The organism is Metabacillus rhizosphaerae, from assembly GCF_037201795.1.
GTDB classification, from domain to species: domain Bacteria; phylum Bacillota; class Bacilli; order Bacillales; family Bacillaceae; genus Metabacillus; species Metabacillus rhizosphaerae.
Genome location: NZ_CP147403.1, coordinates 735,541 through 750,526 on the forward strand (window position 1 = coordinate 735,541; position 14,986 = coordinate 750,526).

10 protein-coding genes and 1 pseudogene are annotated in these 14,986 nt (G+C 37.2%); 3 read left to right on the top strand and 8 right to left on the bottom strand.

The genetic code is table 11. The features are described from left to right. The first annotated feature begins 204 nt into the window (after positions 1 to 204). The 3 genes and pseudogenes from WCV66_RS26780 (at position 205) to WCV66_RS03750 (ending at position 4,052) form a co-directional block, all read left to right on the top strand. A pseudogene (locus tag WCV66_RS26780) lies at positions 205 to 1,321 on the top strand (CdaR family transcriptional regulator). 125 nt (positions 1,322 to 1,446) lie between these two features. Next, positions 1,447 to 2,715, top strand: coding sequence for a GntP family permease (locus WCV66_RS03745; RefSeq protein ID WP_185653854.1), 1,269 nt, complete (start codon positions 1,447 to 1,449; stop codon positions 2,713 to 2,715). 191 nt (positions 2,716 to 2,906) lie between these two features. Then, entirely contained in the window at positions 2,907 to 4,052 is a 1,146-nt protein-coding gene (locus WCV66_RS03750) for a glycerate kinase (protein WP_338787918.1), read from the top strand. Between the two features lie 218 nt (positions 4,053 to 4,270). On the opposite strand, the gene WCV66_RS03755 is transcribed toward WCV66_RS03750, so the two are convergent. From WCV66_RS03755 to WCV66_RS03790, 8 genes are all read right to left on the bottom strand, one after another. Next, positions 4,271 to 5,725, bottom strand: a complete 1,455-nt coding sequence (locus WCV66_RS03755; RefSeq protein WP_338787919.1) for a L,D-transpeptidase family protein — start codon at positions 5,723 to 5,725, stop codon at positions 4,271 to 4,273. A gap of 408 nt (positions 5,726 to 6,133) precedes the next feature. After that, complete coding sequence (locus WCV66_RS03760; protein WP_338787920.1) at positions 6,134 to 6,733, bottom strand: hypothetical protein; 600 nt, start codon at positions 6,731 to 6,733, stop codon at positions 6,134 to 6,136. A gap of 533 nt (positions 6,734 to 7,266) precedes the next feature. Then, the gene (locus WCV66_RS03765; protein ID WP_338787921.1) at positions 7,267 to 8,793 is read right to left on the bottom strand and encodes a glycine betaine uptake BCCT transporter; all 1,527 of its coding nucleotides are present in this window, start codon (positions 8,791 to 8,793) and stop codon (positions 7,267 to 7,269) included. Positions 8,794 to 8,883: 90 nt separating this feature from the next. Further along, positions 8,884 to 9,555: a hypothetical protein gene (locus WCV66_RS03770; RefSeq protein ID WP_066338566.1), complete on the bottom strand. Its 672-nt coding sequence runs from the start codon at positions 9,553 to 9,555 to the stop codon at positions 8,884 to 8,886. Between the two features lie 215 nt (positions 9,556 to 9,770). Further along, the gene (gnd, locus tag WCV66_RS03775; RefSeq protein ID WP_338787922.1) at positions 9,771 to 11,171 is read right to left on the bottom strand and encodes a decarboxylating NADP(+)-dependent phosphogluconate dehydrogenase; all 1,401 of its coding nucleotides are present in this window, start codon (positions 11,169 to 11,171) and stop codon (positions 9,771 to 9,773) included. A gap of 154 nt (positions 11,172 to 11,325) precedes the next feature. Next, positions 11,326 to 12,672: a GntP family permease gene (locus WCV66_RS03780; RefSeq protein ID WP_338787923.1), complete on the bottom strand. Its 1,347-nt coding sequence runs from the start codon at positions 12,670 to 12,672 to the stop codon at positions 11,326 to 11,328. Positions 12,673 to 12,698: 26 nt separating this feature from the next. Then, the gene (gntK, locus tag WCV66_RS03785; RefSeq protein WP_066338827.1) at positions 12,699 to 14,240 is read right to left on the bottom strand and encodes a gluconokinase; all 1,542 of its coding nucleotides are present in this window, start codon (positions 14,238 to 14,240) and stop codon (positions 12,699 to 12,701) included. Next, complete coding sequence (locus tag WCV66_RS03790) at positions 14,233 to 14,964, bottom strand: GntR family transcriptional regulator (protein WP_066338553.1); 732 nt, start codon at positions 14,962 to 14,964, stop codon at positions 14,233 to 14,235. Before WCV66_RS03790 ends, gntK begins: the two co-directional genes overlap by 8 nt. Positions 14,965 to 14,986: the final 22 nt, after the last annotated feature.

Here is a 14,986-nt window from a genome sequence, read left to right on the forward strand (position 1 = left end):
CATGCTAGTCTTTTGCTTTTTACGAACTTATAAAAAGTCCTTTAATGTAATAAATGTAGCGGTCTGATGTAGTAACTGATTAGAATTGCTGTTACTGTTAATTTACCTCCATATATTTCCCACTTTCTTAGCGAGCCTCATTTATTGTTCATCTTTACTATGGTAAATTTTTAATGAAAAGAGCAGGAAGGCAGGTAAACAAGCATGCAATTTTTAACCTATGAACTGGCTCAGGAAATTGTTGAGCGGACAATGAAAATTTTAAATAGAAATATAAATGTTATGAATGGTGAGGGAGTTATCATAGGATCCGGAGATAGCGAAAGGATTAATCAACTCCATGCTGGTGCTCTTCTCGTCCTTAAAAAAGGAGAAAGTGTTGAAATAGATAGTTTTAGGGCTGTGACAATGAAGGGTTCTAGACCTGGAATCAATTTACCTATACGCTTTAGTAATCAAATTGTTGGTGTTGTGGGTATTACAGGGGAGCCAGAGCAAATTCGGAATTATGCCCAGCTTGTAAAAATGGCGGCAGAACTAGTTTTGGAGCAGTCGTTATTTGCTTGAGAGGGTGCAATGGAAGCAAAGACTTCAAAGTGAGATTGTGAATCAGCTTATTTCAGAGAGAAGGATTGAATGAGGAATCAATAAAAGAACGTGCCGGATTTCTTGGGATTAATTTAGAACATCCAAGAGTGTTACTTTCGTCATCGAAAAACGAGATTATACAGAAATCTCTAATCAACTAATTATGTCAGTTCAGTATGAAATTGGTAAGGCTGATTTAATCGGTGTTACTTTTAACGATGAAATAGTCATTCTTAAAGCAGCAGCTGTTAACGAGTCCGAAAGGGATTTACCACCGTTATTAAAACGATTGCTAAAAGTATCAGGCGGCAAGGTCCTTATTGGAAGTGGAGGTCTGGCCGAAAACATAAAAGAATTAAAATCTTCATTCTATCAGGCGAAAAGAGCAATTATGGTAGGCAACAAGCTACAGCCTGATACGAGCTTCTATCAATTCGACGATTACCAATTAGAAATAATGCTGGCAAAATTGGTCCAGTATGAAGATAAAAGTATCTTTTCCTATTACCATCAGCTGCTAGAACAAGGTAAGAAGGGAGAACTGGCCGATACGCTGGAAGCCTATATAAGGGAGGGGGGAGAATTGAACAAGATTGCAGAAAGTTTGTTTATCCATCGGAATACCCTAAGGTACCGTCTTGAGAAAATTTCAGAATTGACAGGCAAAGATCCACGAAATATAAAAGATTTAATTGAATTGTATATGGCAAAGCTGCTGCATGATATTAGCTGATTGTGCATATGCACAATTAATGTGATTTTTTTTACTAATATTTTATCACCTTTCACAATGTAATCACACAAGCAAACGCTTACAATATAAACATAACACAAAACAAGCACTGTGGGGGAATCAGCATGGATGTTACTGTAAGCGCTCTAGGGGCCGTTAGTGCCTTAATCATTGCGATTATACTAATCTTAAAAAAAGTCCCGCCAGCATATGGGATGGTTGCCGGAGCTTTAATCGGCGGGTTGATTGGCGGCGTAGATATTACAAATACAGTTACCTTAATGATGGAAGGGGCCAAAGGAATCATTCCGGCAGTATTGCGAATTATGGCTGCGGGTATCCTGGCTGGGGTCTTAATTGAATCAGGGGCTGCTTCATCGATTGCGGAAACGATTGTCAAAAAATTTGGGGAAACACGTGCTTTGCTGGCATTATCTGTTGCAACGATGATCTTAACAGCGGTTGGGGTGTTCGTAGACGTAGCTGTTATTACCGTATCACCGATTGCTTTGGCAATTGCTAAACGTGCACATCTTTCAAAAACAGCTATATTACTAGCGATGATTGGTGGCGGAAAAGCAGGGAATATTATGTCACCAAACCCGAATGCTATTGCTGCTTCTGACGCATTTGGCGTTCCGCTAACATCCATTATGGTTGCAGGAATCATCCCGGCCATTTTCGGACTGGCTGTTACGTATTTCTTTGCGAAAAGACTTGTAAATAAAGGCTCTGAAGTGTTAAGCAAAGATATTGAAATGACGGATAATACAGAGGTTCCTATTTTTATAACAGCATTGATAGCACCGCTAGTCACAATTATAATGCTCGCCTTGCGACCATTATTTGATATCAACATTGATCCAATGGTTGCTCTGCCAGTTGGAGGAATTATTGGCGCAATTGCAATGAAAAAGACAAGGAAAATTAATGATTATGCCGTTTCTGGTCTGAGCAAAATGTCCGGCGTAGCCATTATGCTATTAGGTACTGGTACATTAGCAGGAATTATTGCTAACTCAGCCTTGAAAGATATCATTATAAATTCGTTAAGTGCTTCAGGTCTGCCAGCTTATTTATTGGCGCCTATGTCTGGGATTTTCATGTCAGCTGCAACTGCTTCAACTACAGCTGGTACAGCAGTAGCGAGCAGCGTTTTCAGTGGCACAATTTTAGGATTGGGTGTATCAGCATTAGCTGGAGCGGCAATGATTCATGCAGGTGCAACAGTATTAGACCACTTACCGCACGGAAGCTTTTTCCACGCTACAGCTGGAAGTGTCAATATGGACATTAAGGAACGCTTAAAATTGATGCCATACGAGTCTTTAGTTGGTTTAACACTTGCGATTATTTCAACTCTCATATTCGGAGTCTTTAAGTTATTTGGTTAAGAATGCACGGAAAAAAATAGAAAAAAAGAACAAACAGCTAACTAAGCTCGAATAAACACTAAGATGTCCTAGAAAAGCTAACGCTCGGTCGTGCGATATATCGTAGATTCTGTGGAGAACATAGGGTCGGCAAATCTTATGCTGGTTTTATCGAACTTAAATAACGATTATTAGAAAGGAGATGGAAAACTATGAAAATTGTAATTGCCCCGGACTCTTTTAAGGAAAGTTTATCGGCTCTGGAGGCTGCCAATGCAATTGAGAGAGGCTTCAAATTGGTTTTTCCAAATGCTAGGTACAGTAAAATGCCGATGGCAGATGGCGGTGAGGGAACCGTACAGTCACTCGTAGATGCTACAAACGGTAAAATTGAGGAAAGAATCGTAACTGGCCCCTTGGGTGAACCAGTTAAAGCATTCTTTGGATTAATTGGAGACGGGAAGACAGCTGTTATAGAAATGGCTGCTGCCTCAGGTTTGCATCTTGTACCTGCCGAAAATAGAAACCCGTTAGTCACCTCGACAAAAGGAACAGGAGAATTAATATCAGCTGCACTTGATTTTGGTGTAAATCATATTATCATCGGGCTTGGTGGCAGTGCTACAAACGATGGGGGAGCCGGAATGGTCCAAGCATTGGGGATAAGACTACTAGATGAATTAGGAAACGATATTGGTTTCGGAGGCGGTGCACTCTCACAAATTGTTACAATAGACTTGGCCGGTCTTGACGACAGATTGAAAGATGTTCAAATTGAAGTAGCCTGTGACGTTGATAATCCTTTAACAGGACCTAGAGGTGCTTCAGCAATTTTCGGTCCTCAAAAGGGTGCCACACCTGAGATGATAGATTTGCTTGATAAGAACCTGTCCCACTTTGCTGACGTCGCAGAAAGAGTACTTGGGAAATCCTTTCGAGATATAGAGGGCGTCGGTGCAGCTGGGGGCCTTGGAGCAAGTCTGCTTGCTTTTCTTAATGGAGACTTAAAAAGAGGGATCCAAATAGTCTTGGATGCTGTAAACTTTGAAGAAGTAGTCAAAGATGCAGACCTTGTTATTACGGGTGAAGGTCGGATTGATAGTCAAACTATTTATGGGAAAACTCCAATCGGCGTGGCAAAAGCAGCTAAAAAATATGGTGTGCCTGTAATAGGACTTGCGGGATCATTATCAGAAGACAGCGATGTAGTGTATGAACACGGAATTGATGCCCTTTTCAGTATAGTACCAGGTATTGTAAAACTTCCAGATGCGTTTGAACATGCTGCACATTACATGGAAAGAACAGCAAGAAACATTGCGGCATCCATGAGAGCTGTAAAAAATTCCGATGAGTGATTGTTAAATAATAGGTGAAAAACAATTTATATTATAGGGAAAAGCTCAACAAGAGCAGTAATTTTCTCAGTGTTTTTTCAAAGGAAGATTGAAAGGAGTTTGAAGCGAGGAGTGCTAGCAATAAACGAAATTGTGTGCATTACTTAAAGATCAGCTGTGTTTTCAATAGATAAATAATAAAAACTCAGGAATCATTAACGATTCCTGAGTTTTATTTTCTAATAGACAACAACTGGCTGGTAGACACTGAGATTATCATACACAGATTTCATTACACTAGGGGATACGTTGACACATCCACCTGATCCTGCAGTAAGATAGGCATTGCTTGCCCAGTTTTTTCGCCAACCAGCGTCGTGGAAGCCTTGTCCACTGTTTGTAAATGGTGCCCAATAATCTACTTCAATTGAATAATTAGGATTACCTGAAGAACTTCCCGTTAGAGTGTAAGGTGTTCGTTTATAGAGGATATACCAAACTCCTTTTGATGTATCCTCTTGTGTACTATGTTTTCCAGTAACTACATTAGTTGTTACTACTAATTTTCCATCTCTGTAAATCCAAATTCTTTGTTCTGCAATCGATACTTCAGCATAAGTGTCACCAATACCATTGTTTGTTGTTGTTTCATAACCATAGCCCTCATTGCTCCAGCCATTTCCGTAAATATTTGAAGCAGAAACCGATTTTTCTCCTTTTTCAAGTGCTTCTTGAATCAGTGAGGTCTCTTTATCTACATTAAGTGCCCAGCCATAACCCTGTCCTTTAACTGAAATGACTGAACCTGAATGGGTCTTAAAGCTGAAATTTTTACCTAATGTGGATTGAGATTCATTAATTTCAGCAATTTTATTTTTAATATTTTCTGGGTCTATTGAAACTTTCAAATCCTTTGACACAGTGGCATTTTTAATTAATTCGCTTGCCTTTAATGAGTAAATTTGATCCTGTACCTTATATTCAACGGTTTGTTGAAGGAGTTCGTTTAGCTTTTTCTCTTCATTTTTTACAATTTGACTATCTTCCTTGATTGGGCTTAGGTATGCAGGGCTCAGAAGGATTTTACTAGTATAGCCCTGGTTTTCGAAATCCTTTAAAAGACTGGTAACATCATATTGTTTACCATCAATACTCTTTGAAACGATAATTTTTCCTTCCTCCAGATATGCCTGTGCATCTTTAGGTGCTTTTAAATCTTGATTCATTGAGATGAGTTTTTGTTCTAGTTCAGTTTTCAGCACTTCGCTACGATACTGGTCCTGTTTGCTTGGCATTAAGGAATAATTTTTTTCCTTGAAGGAAGGAAAAAATGTCCACTGGCCTTTTAATAATTTTTTTACTGCTGGCAGATCACTTGCAGTAAATCCCATCTTTATATCTTTTCCGTCTAAAATTAGTTGTTTTCCAACATAGACATCGTTCTTTAAAACTGATGTTTGTATACTTTTTAGAGCCTGATCAGCAGTCAGGCCGTTTACTTTTACGCCATTAATCGTAATACCTGTATTAAAATGGGACGCCTGATAATAGCTCATTGTCACTAATATGAGTGCAATAATGATAATTGTTGTAATAAACTTCCAAGTTTTATACCATTTAACTGATTTTTTCCGTGAGTAATCAGTTTCTACAACTGATTGTTCTACAGCGTTTTCCAAAAATATTCCCCCCATACACACACTCGATAACATTAGACTGTATTCTTTGCCCTTTATTAAAAGTTTACAATTATTTTACATTAATATTAAACTTTAACTACAATTCTACTAAATAGAATAGGATGAATTGTGTCGATATTTGTAGATTTACAAAGTTTTATTAAATTAATGGAAATGACAGGTAAAAAACATTAAGAGCAACTAATCGAATAAGAGTATTTTTAGATATTAAATAAAGTAGAGGAGGAAACCTCATTTAGAGTTAAATTGGAGAACCGTATTATAAGTTTTAATAGGTTTGTTTGAGGGGAAACCAAATAAAAGAGTCTAAGGTCAGAGGGTTTCCTAAACAGATTCCTTTTTGGAAACCCTCTCATTTACTGTTCACTAGCAGTTTAACAAAGAGGGTGTTCATTTAATTTTTTAAGTTAATCTTTTTACGATGCTTTTTAATTCATTCGTTAATGTACCATCTTTGTATTTTTGAATAAAATGACAATATATGAATTGTAAGACATCATTTACGCTGAATGTTACTTCTGGTTCTAAGTTTGCTAAATCACTTAGTATGACTTCAAGCCTTAACGCTTTTTTTCTATTGATTATACAGTCTATCGCTTTGTTTCTTTGTGTCTCATGATTGATATGTAGAATTTCATGCTCTCCACTGTAATGAAAGATTTCGATGGGGTGCTGAATGCCTGAGTGTAAGTCTCGGTATAAATCAGAAAGATTCCTTTTGTGTTGTGCCTGATGGAGGAAATCATCCAAAAGAATACTGATTAAATTTGTTTGTGTAAATGGTTTTTCAATCACTTCAGAAACGTCCTCACAAAAAAGCTCGCCTCGAAGAAATTCTGAAACAGGAACAGTAAATGTATATTTAAGGTCGATAGTTTGGGAAAACTTTCGTAATAAATGATGTAGTAGTTTGTCAAAAAGACCTGTAGGATTATATGTTAATTCATTAAGCTCTTCTTCATATATTGTATATAATCTTTGATCAGAATAGGACTTACTCATACTATTTCCCTACCTTCTAAATTAACGTAATTAAATTCTCTTTCTTTTCTACTTCAGCATAAGAAACCTTCCGAACGATTACTATTTCAATGAATTAAACTTCAAAAACCCATTCTATTTATTCCTTTTTTTAAAATACCTATTTGTTATATTGCTAGTCTATTCAATAGAGAGAAGTGGTAGAACGTTTAAACTAATAAGTTTTTGTATAAACTAATAGAAATATAAACATGAACCGAATGGGAGAGAAGACATATGACGTCTAAAAAGAAGGAAAAGAAAAATAGTCTCCAGGAAATCGATAAGAAGTTGTTGAATAAATTTGCTAATGTAGCTAAAAAATCAAAAACAGTTACTTCTATTAAAATAAGATAGGGACGGGGGGACAGGCACCACGTCCCTCGAATAGCGAGAAGATAGAATGTAAGGAATTTTATAGAAAAACAAATCTCATAAAGATATAAATCATGAATTAAAACAAAAACTCCCTGATTAATGACACTATCAGGAAGATTTTTTGTTTTAATAAACATTTAAGACTGATGCATACTTCTTTTATTCCCTTTTTGTACTTCGACTTCACTTTTTAAACCTTTTAGTAAGGAGAAGCACATGATGACCATGATAATGGCAAAAGGTAGAGCGGCGGCGATGGAAGCTGTTTGCAATACATTCAAACCGCCAGCTAAAAGTAATACAGCAGCCAAAGCAGATTGAATGACACCCCATGTCATTTTAATTTTATTTGAAGGGTTTAATGTTCCACCTTCACTTAGCATTCCCAATACAAAGGTGGCTGTATCTGCAACAGTTATATAATAAATGGCTACGACAGCAAACCCCAAAATACTTAATACAGAACTTAATGGAAGATAATCAAAGAATGTAAAAATAGACAATGATACGTTTTCGGTAATATTTTTTGCCAGATCATTGTTACCCGTTTTTTGAACAATATCAAGCGCTGAGCCCCCAAATATGGACATCCAGAGACATGTTCCGAGTGTAGGAACAACCAACACGCCCATAACAAACTCCCTGACTGTTCTTCCTTTGGAAACCCGGGCAATAAACATGCCGACGAAAGGTGCCCATGCAATCCACCATGCCCAATAAAATAGCGTCCATGAAGCAATCCATTCTCCCTCACCAAATGGCCTTAACCTTAAGCTCATATGGATAAAGTCACTAATATAAATCCCGGTGGTATTAAAGAAGACTTTAATAATAGTCATGGTAGGACCAACAACCAAGATTAGTAACATGATGGCAAAAGATAAGATCATAGCAGCATTAGATAGATATTGGATTCCTTTCTCTAAGCCTGTATTGATTGAAGTGATAAAAAGGACTGTTGCTACAGCAATGACTATCAACTGTACAAATAACTCATTGGGAACGCCGAATATGTCATGCATTCCGGCAGTAACCTGCATAGCACCGAGGCCTAAGGATGTTGCGATACCAAAGACTGTTGCGAAGATCGACAATATATCAATTGTTTTACCTATCGGTCCGTAAATTCTATCTCCAAGTATCGGTTGGAACGCTGAACTAATCGCTGCAGGCAACTTTTTGTTATATTGAAAAAAGGCAAGTGCTAAACCGATTACAGTATAAATCGCCCAAGGGTCTAGGCCCCAATGAAAGAATGTATATTTCATTGCAGTATTGGCTGCGTCAATTGTATAGGGTTCTCCATAGGGAGGAGAAGTATAGTGAGTTACAGGTTCAGCAACACTCCAGTACACAATTCCAATCCCCATACCAGCACCAAACAGCATGGCAAGCCAAGATGCAGTATTAAAATCAGGCCGGTCAGTTTTTTTACCTAGTCGAATATCACCGTATTTAGAAAAAAGTAAATATATGGAGAATATCACGAAGAATAGGGTAGCACCAAGGTATACCCATCCGAGGTAATCAATCGAACCATTATAAATCAAATTGGTAACTTTGGTGAGATTATCAGTAAAAAAGACTCCCCAAAAAATAAAAATAAGGGTAAGTAATAAAGAGATAATAAAGACACCTTTTCCTTTATTTTTTTTACTATCCATAGAAACCTCCTAGTAAAGTTTGATGTAAGATAAATAAGTTTTAAAAACGTTATCAAAAGGGTTTACTTTTCAAGCATGAAAAGGGGACAATCACTTATCAAGGAGATTATATAAAAATTCCCACTTATCTTTGTTCATCAACTCTTCCTGGGTTAACTCTAAACCACTTCCAAGGATAACTGTCTGGTTTGTAGTTGCAACCACCATTGCTTCAAATGATGTATCACTTTCAAGCATTTTGTATACATCCCCTATGGTTGGCAATAGTTCATTGTTAGGATTACTGAAATTGTTGAACCCAATATCATCTATGCTTTGAGTTTCGACGTTTTCAGTATTTTGATAATCAATAGGGTGGCAGTTAGTAGCGCGACCGGGTACCATTAATAGATATTCATTATGCTTGACCCCGTGAGAATTACTAGTGATGACTCCGTGTTTATCAACTTCTTCAACCATTTCGATTTCGTTTAACGAATAAGTGTCCAGGGAATCGGGCATTGGATTATGAATTAAAATATAATCTCCTTCTTCAGCTTTTCGATCTTTTTTGAGCGTATAAGCTTTATGATTGAAAATAAAGCTGTCAAACTCCTTTGGTTTGTATCTTTCAACGCTTACAGCATTGGTTAAATCCTGTGTTAAATCCCTCAATCTTATAAGATGAACGGATTTTTTATAAATCGGTTTCACCCCATAGACCTTGTGTAACTCATTGTTATAATAGACAAATTGTCCTTTTCTTACTTGATACAGTTTCATGAATAGATCTCCCTCCTATCAAATATGTATATTAAGTTGTTTAATCACCAAAACTCTCTTCTTATTATTAAGATGCCTTATTTTCGAAAAAGATATTATATTTTAAGAGGATATTTTTGGAGAAAAAAAAGAGGCAGTCCAAAAGGGTTACAAATCCTTTGGACTGCCTTCTTTATTATTAATATAGCTCTTTTTGTACACGTGCTACATTATTATTACCATTTTGTGTGAAATACACCTTCCATATCATTTCTCTCATACGTATGAGCACCAAAATAGTCACGTTGTGCTTGCAGTAAGCTTGCATTTGATTTGCCTGTACGGTAGCTATCGTAATAAGTCAGTGAAGCACTTAAGCATGGAAATGAGATGCCAGAATTGATGCCCTCACAGACAACCTTTCGTAAGCCCATTTGATATTCCTTAACCTTTTTCGCGAAATAAGGTGCAGTTAGCAAATTATTAAGATTCGCTTGTGCTTGAAATGCCTCACTAATGACGTTTAAAAATTCAGCACGAATGATACAGCCGCCACGGAAAATAAGGGCAATATCTTTTAAAGGTAGATCCCAGCCGTAAAGTTCAGAAGTCATTTTATATTGTGTGAATCCTTGTGTATAGGCACAAACCTTACCCATATATAATGCTTGTTTAATGTATTCAATCCATAATTCTTTATCTAAACTTTCCTGATTCATCTCTGGACCATCCAAAATCGTTTCCGCAAAGACTCTTTCCTCTTTTAAAGAGGAGATATAACGTGCAAACAATGACTCTGTAATAATGGATGATGGAGTCCCATTATTAATTGCTTGAATACTCGTCCATTTACCCGTGCCTTTTTGACCAACTTTATCAAGGATAACATCTATTAATGGTAAGCCCGTTTCTTCATCTTGTTTCTTTAAAATCTCTGCTGTAATTTGAATTAAATAGCTTTTCAGTTCACCCTGATTCCATGTTTCAAAGATATCAGCAATTTCATTAACCGATAAATGCAATCTTTCCCTTAAAAACGTATAAGCTTCTGCGATTAATTGCATATCCGCATACTCGATGCCGTTATGTACCATTTTCACAAAGTGGCCTGCACCTTTAGGACCAATATAAACACAGCAAGGGGTATTTTCAACCTGTGCTGCTATTTTTGTAAGAATAGGCGCTACCTTTTCATATGCATCTTTATCGCCACCAGGCATAATAGAAGGCCCTTTTAGAGCACCGACCTCGCCACCGGAAATACCAATTCCTAAATAATCGATTCCTTTAGTTTTTAACTCATCATATCTACGTTCAGTATCTTCGTAATGGGAGTTACCGCCGTCCATGATAATATCTCCAGCTTCGAGAAAAGGGATTAATGAATCTATTACAGAATCGATTGCTTTGCCTGCAGTGACCATGAGAAAGATCTTTCTAGGCGTTTTTAATGATTGAACAAAGTCTTGAACTTCGTAATAAGGATTGATTGCTTGTCCTTTACTTTTTTGAACAAGTTGATCGGTTAAATCCCTTGTATAATTATAGACGGCCACTTTTTCACCTTTACTATTCATGTTTAGAGCGATATTACTGCCCATAACTCCTAAACCAATAACACCAATTGTATTAAACATTTATTCTTGCTCCTTTTAATTCAGATTAATAGGCAGTAAATCCCTTACTTAAAAGACTTAGAATATACTAAGAGAATAAGTAGGGGACTTACTGCCTGTAAAGGCCTTCTTTTCGTTATAAATCTTGTTGGACTTTAGCTCTTAGAAAAATGGCTTATACGAATAAACTTAGTAAAAGGATAAACACTAATCCAGCTACTGAAATAATGGTTTCAAGCAATGTCCATGTTGCAAATGTTTCTTTCATGCTTAGACCAAAATATTCTTTAAACATCCAGAAACCGGCATCATTAACATGTGAAGCAATTAAACTTCCTGCTCCTGTTGCTAGTACGACTAAAGATAGGTTCACGTCAGCTTGGCCTAACATTGGAATTACCAATCCAGCAGTTGTTAAAGCTGCAACAGTGGCAGATCCTAAAGCAATACGCAAGATGGCAGCGATAATCCATGCTAGCAGGATAGGTGATAGTGTCGTATCTTTGAATAATTCAGCGACATAGTCACCAACACCGCCATCAATTAATACTTGCTTGAAGGCTCCGCCGCCCCCGATAATTAAGAGCATCATCCCAATATGGAAGATAGCTTGTGTACAAGACTCCATGACATCTTTAATTGGAATCTTTCTTGCTATTCCCATCGTATAGACTGCAACTAATAAGGAAATTAACATAGAAGTAGATGCATCACCAATAAAGCGAATAATGGCAAGTAAACTATTATCTTCAAAACCTAAAGTTTTTTGAAGCAGTGTAATAATCGTAGCGATTGACATTAAAATAACAGGAAGCATTGCAGTAAAAACACTGATCCCAAAACCAGGTGTATCTTCAAGTTTAAATACTTTTTGTTCTCCTAAAGAGGCAATGCTACCTGTTTTTGAAAATGATTCAGGTACGAGCTTTTTAGCAAGTTTTGTAAAGATTGGTCCAGCTAAAATGACCGTTGGAACCGCGATAATGAATCCGTAAAGTAAAACCTCCCCAAGATTTGCACCATATTCACCAGCAATAACCGTTGGTCCTGGGTGCGGAGGTAAGAAACCATGTGTTACCGATAAAGCAGCGACCATTGGAATACCTAGATACAAGATCGAAATTCTCAATTCTTTCGAAATGGCAAATACAATTGGAATTAATAACACTAATCCTACTTCAAAAAATAATGCAATACCGATAATGAATGAAGCTACGACGACAGCCCATTGAATATTTTTTTCTCCAAATTTGTTAACAAGTGTCATTGCAATCCGTTGAGCACCGCCAGAATCTGCAATTAACTTACCTAACATTGCTCCAAGTCCAAAAATTAGAGCCAAATGACCGAGTGTTCCACCCAATCCTGCTTCAATTGTTTTAACAATTTGTTCCATTGGCATACCAAGTGCTAAAGCAACCCCAAATGATACAATGATTAACGAAATAAATGTGTTTAATTTTAAGCCCATGATTAAGATCAGTAAGGCTATGATCCCTATTGCGACAATAACTAAAGGCATGATATTTCCTCCTACTCCTGTTTTATCTAGTTGTTATTAATTAAACTTCTTTGGTAATTTGCAATCCGAGAATAATCCTCTGTTAAGACTCTTGATAGGTTAATAAAAATTGGAAGCAACTCCCTGTACTCTTTTGAGGCAGCTTCGTTTGGTGTGTGTGCGTAAGTGCTGCCAATCATTTCAGTAACAATCTCAAAGGAATCGATTTCTCCAATTGCATATAGTCCTAAAATACATGCTCCTAGGCAAGAACTTTCGTAGCTTTCTGGAACGACTACTTCAGATTCAAATATATCGGACATCATTTGTCGCCAAACATCAGATCTTGCGAAACCTCCAGTTGCCTGAATCCGTGTTACTGGACCGTCCATGCATTCGGTTAAGGCTAAAAACACAGTGTATAAATTATATATAACTCCTTCTAGTGCTGCTCGAATCATATGTTCTTTCTTATGTGACATCGTTAAGCCGAAAAAGGAGCCACGCACATCCGGATTCCATAGCGGAGCGCGTTCACCGGCTAAATATGGATGAAATAATAATCCATCGGCGCCTGGTCGTACACGTTCAGCAATTTTCGTTAATACTTCATATGGGTCAATTCCTAGACGTTTCGCTGTTTCTATTTCTGAAGAGGCAAATTCATCTCTAATCCAGCGCAGGACCATCCCGCCATTGTTTACCGGTCCGCCAATTACCCAATGCTTTTCTGTGAGACAATAGCAAAAAATCCGTTCCTTTTCATCAGTTTGTGGCTGATCAATAATGGTTCGAATTGCACCGCTTGTCCCGATTGTGATCGCAATTTCACCTTTTTTTATAGCGTTTACACCTAGGTTGGAAAGCACTCCGTCACTCGCACCGATAACAAATGATGTTGTGGAATCGATCCCAATTTGCTGTGCTAAATCTGGATCGCAGTTGTTAAAGACCTTTGTAGTAGGAACAAGCTCAGATAAATGCGCTTGAGTCACACCTGCAACCTTCAACGCCTCTTTATCCCAATCCAATGTTTGAAGATTCATCATGCCCATCGCTGAAGCAAGGGAATGATCGACAACATATTGTTTAAAAAATTTATGAAAGATATATTCTTTAATTCCAATATATTTTTTCGTTTTGTTAGCGATTTCAGGACGTTCATTTACAATCCAAGCAATTTTGGTGAGAGGGGACATAGGGTGAATCGGTGTCCCAGTGCGCTTGTAGATTTCATGTCCATTCAGTTCATCCTTTATTTTATGTGCCCAAGCTTCACTCCGATTATCAGCCCAGGTAATACATGGCGTTAGCGGCTGATCATTTTTATCCATGGCGATAACACTATGCATCGCACTGCTAAATGAAATAAACGATGGCTTTTTCTGTGGATGGGCTTTCATAATATTTGAAACTGCTTGCAAAACAGCCTGAAAAATTTGCTCTGGATCTTGTTCAGCTGTTGAAATATCCGGTGTGTAAAGAGGGTATCCTATATTCTCTTGTCCGATGACTTCACCTTTTTTCGTGAATAAAACTGCTTTCGTACTCGTGGTACCGATATCTATACCTAACATATAGCTAGTCATTTTCATGCTCTACTCCTTTAGATAACATTTGTTGTGACATCCATAGGTCTTCTACTTTTCCTTGAACATCATCAAAGTTTTGGTGTAAGGACTCAACCATTCGGGCCCTATCTTTTGTTTTTATCGCTTCAATATACAGCTCATGATTTTTCAAAATCCGTGTAAAGTCTTCATACTTTTCTTTAAAACGGACGCGCATGGATAAAAGAATGAAGCCTTCCATAACAGGTTTTAAATTATCCCAAATCATTTGGATATAGGAATGATTAATTGCTTTTATAATTGTTTCATGGAATAGGACATCCTGATATGCGAATTCATCGGCATCCTGGTATTTTATCGCGACCTTCATCATTTCAAGTATTTTACTAAGTTCCATTACTAATTCATTTATGTCCATCTTTACAAGCCGTTCAAATACAAACGATTCTATAAGTAAACGTACATCATAAATTTCCTTAATCTCTTTTTGGGTTATACCAATGACAACTGCACCCATTCTTTCTAAACGTATCATATTTTCGGAAGCAAGTATTTTTAACGCTTCACGAACGGGTGACCGACTTACAGTAAAATCTGCAGCTAATTTATTTTCAGATAAAATGGTTCCGCTTTCAATCATACCTGAAATAATTCTCATTCTAAGCTCAGATGTTACTCGAGTACCAGCAGAAGCTTTTGCAAGCCATTTTGCAGGGTATAGAAATTCGCTAGATTCAGTCATAAACTCACCTCTTGCTTTCATC

What these genes read in the sequence shown, in the direction of transcription:
- gnd (WP_338787922.1), bottom strand. Translation starts at nt 11,171, where the DNA reads ATGTTTAATACAATTGGTGTTATTGGTTTAGGAGTTATGGGCAGTAAT.
- WCV66_RS03745 (WP_185653854.1), top strand. Translation starts at nt 1,447, where the DNA reads ATGGATGTTACTGTAAGCGCTCTAGGGGCCGTTAGTGCCTTAATCATT.
- WCV66_RS03750 (WP_338787918.1), top strand. Translation starts at nt 2,907, where the DNA reads ATGAAAATTGTAATTGCCCCGGACTCTTTTAAGGAAAGTTTATCGGCT.
- WCV66_RS03760 (WP_338787920.1), bottom strand. Translation starts at nt 6,733, where the DNA reads ATGAGTAAGTCCTATTCTGATCAAAGATTATATACAATATATGAAGAA.
- gntK (WP_066338827.1), bottom strand. Translation starts at nt 14,240, where the DNA reads ATGACTAGCTATATGTTAGGTATAGATATCGGTACCACGAGTACGAAA.
- WCV66_RS03770 (WP_066338566.1), bottom strand. Translation starts at nt 9,555, where the DNA reads ATGAAACTGTATCAAGTAAGAAAAGGACAATTTGTCTATTATAACAAT.
- WCV66_RS03755 (WP_338787919.1), bottom strand. Translation starts at nt 5,725, where the DNA reads ATGGGGGGAATATTTTTGGAAAACGCTGTAGAACAATCAGTTGTAGAA.
- WCV66_RS03765 (WP_338787921.1), bottom strand. Translation starts at nt 8,793, where the DNA reads ATGGATAGTAAAAAAAATAAAGGAAAAGGTGTCTTTATTATCTCTTTA.
- WCV66_RS03790 (WP_066338553.1), bottom strand. Translation starts at nt 14,964, where the DNA reads ATGACTGAATCTAGCGAATTTCTATACCCTGCAAAATGGCTTGCAAAA.
- WCV66_RS03780 (WP_338787923.1), bottom strand. Translation starts at nt 12,672, where the DNA reads ATGCCTTTAGTTATTGTCGCAATAGGGATCATAGCCTTACTGATCTTA.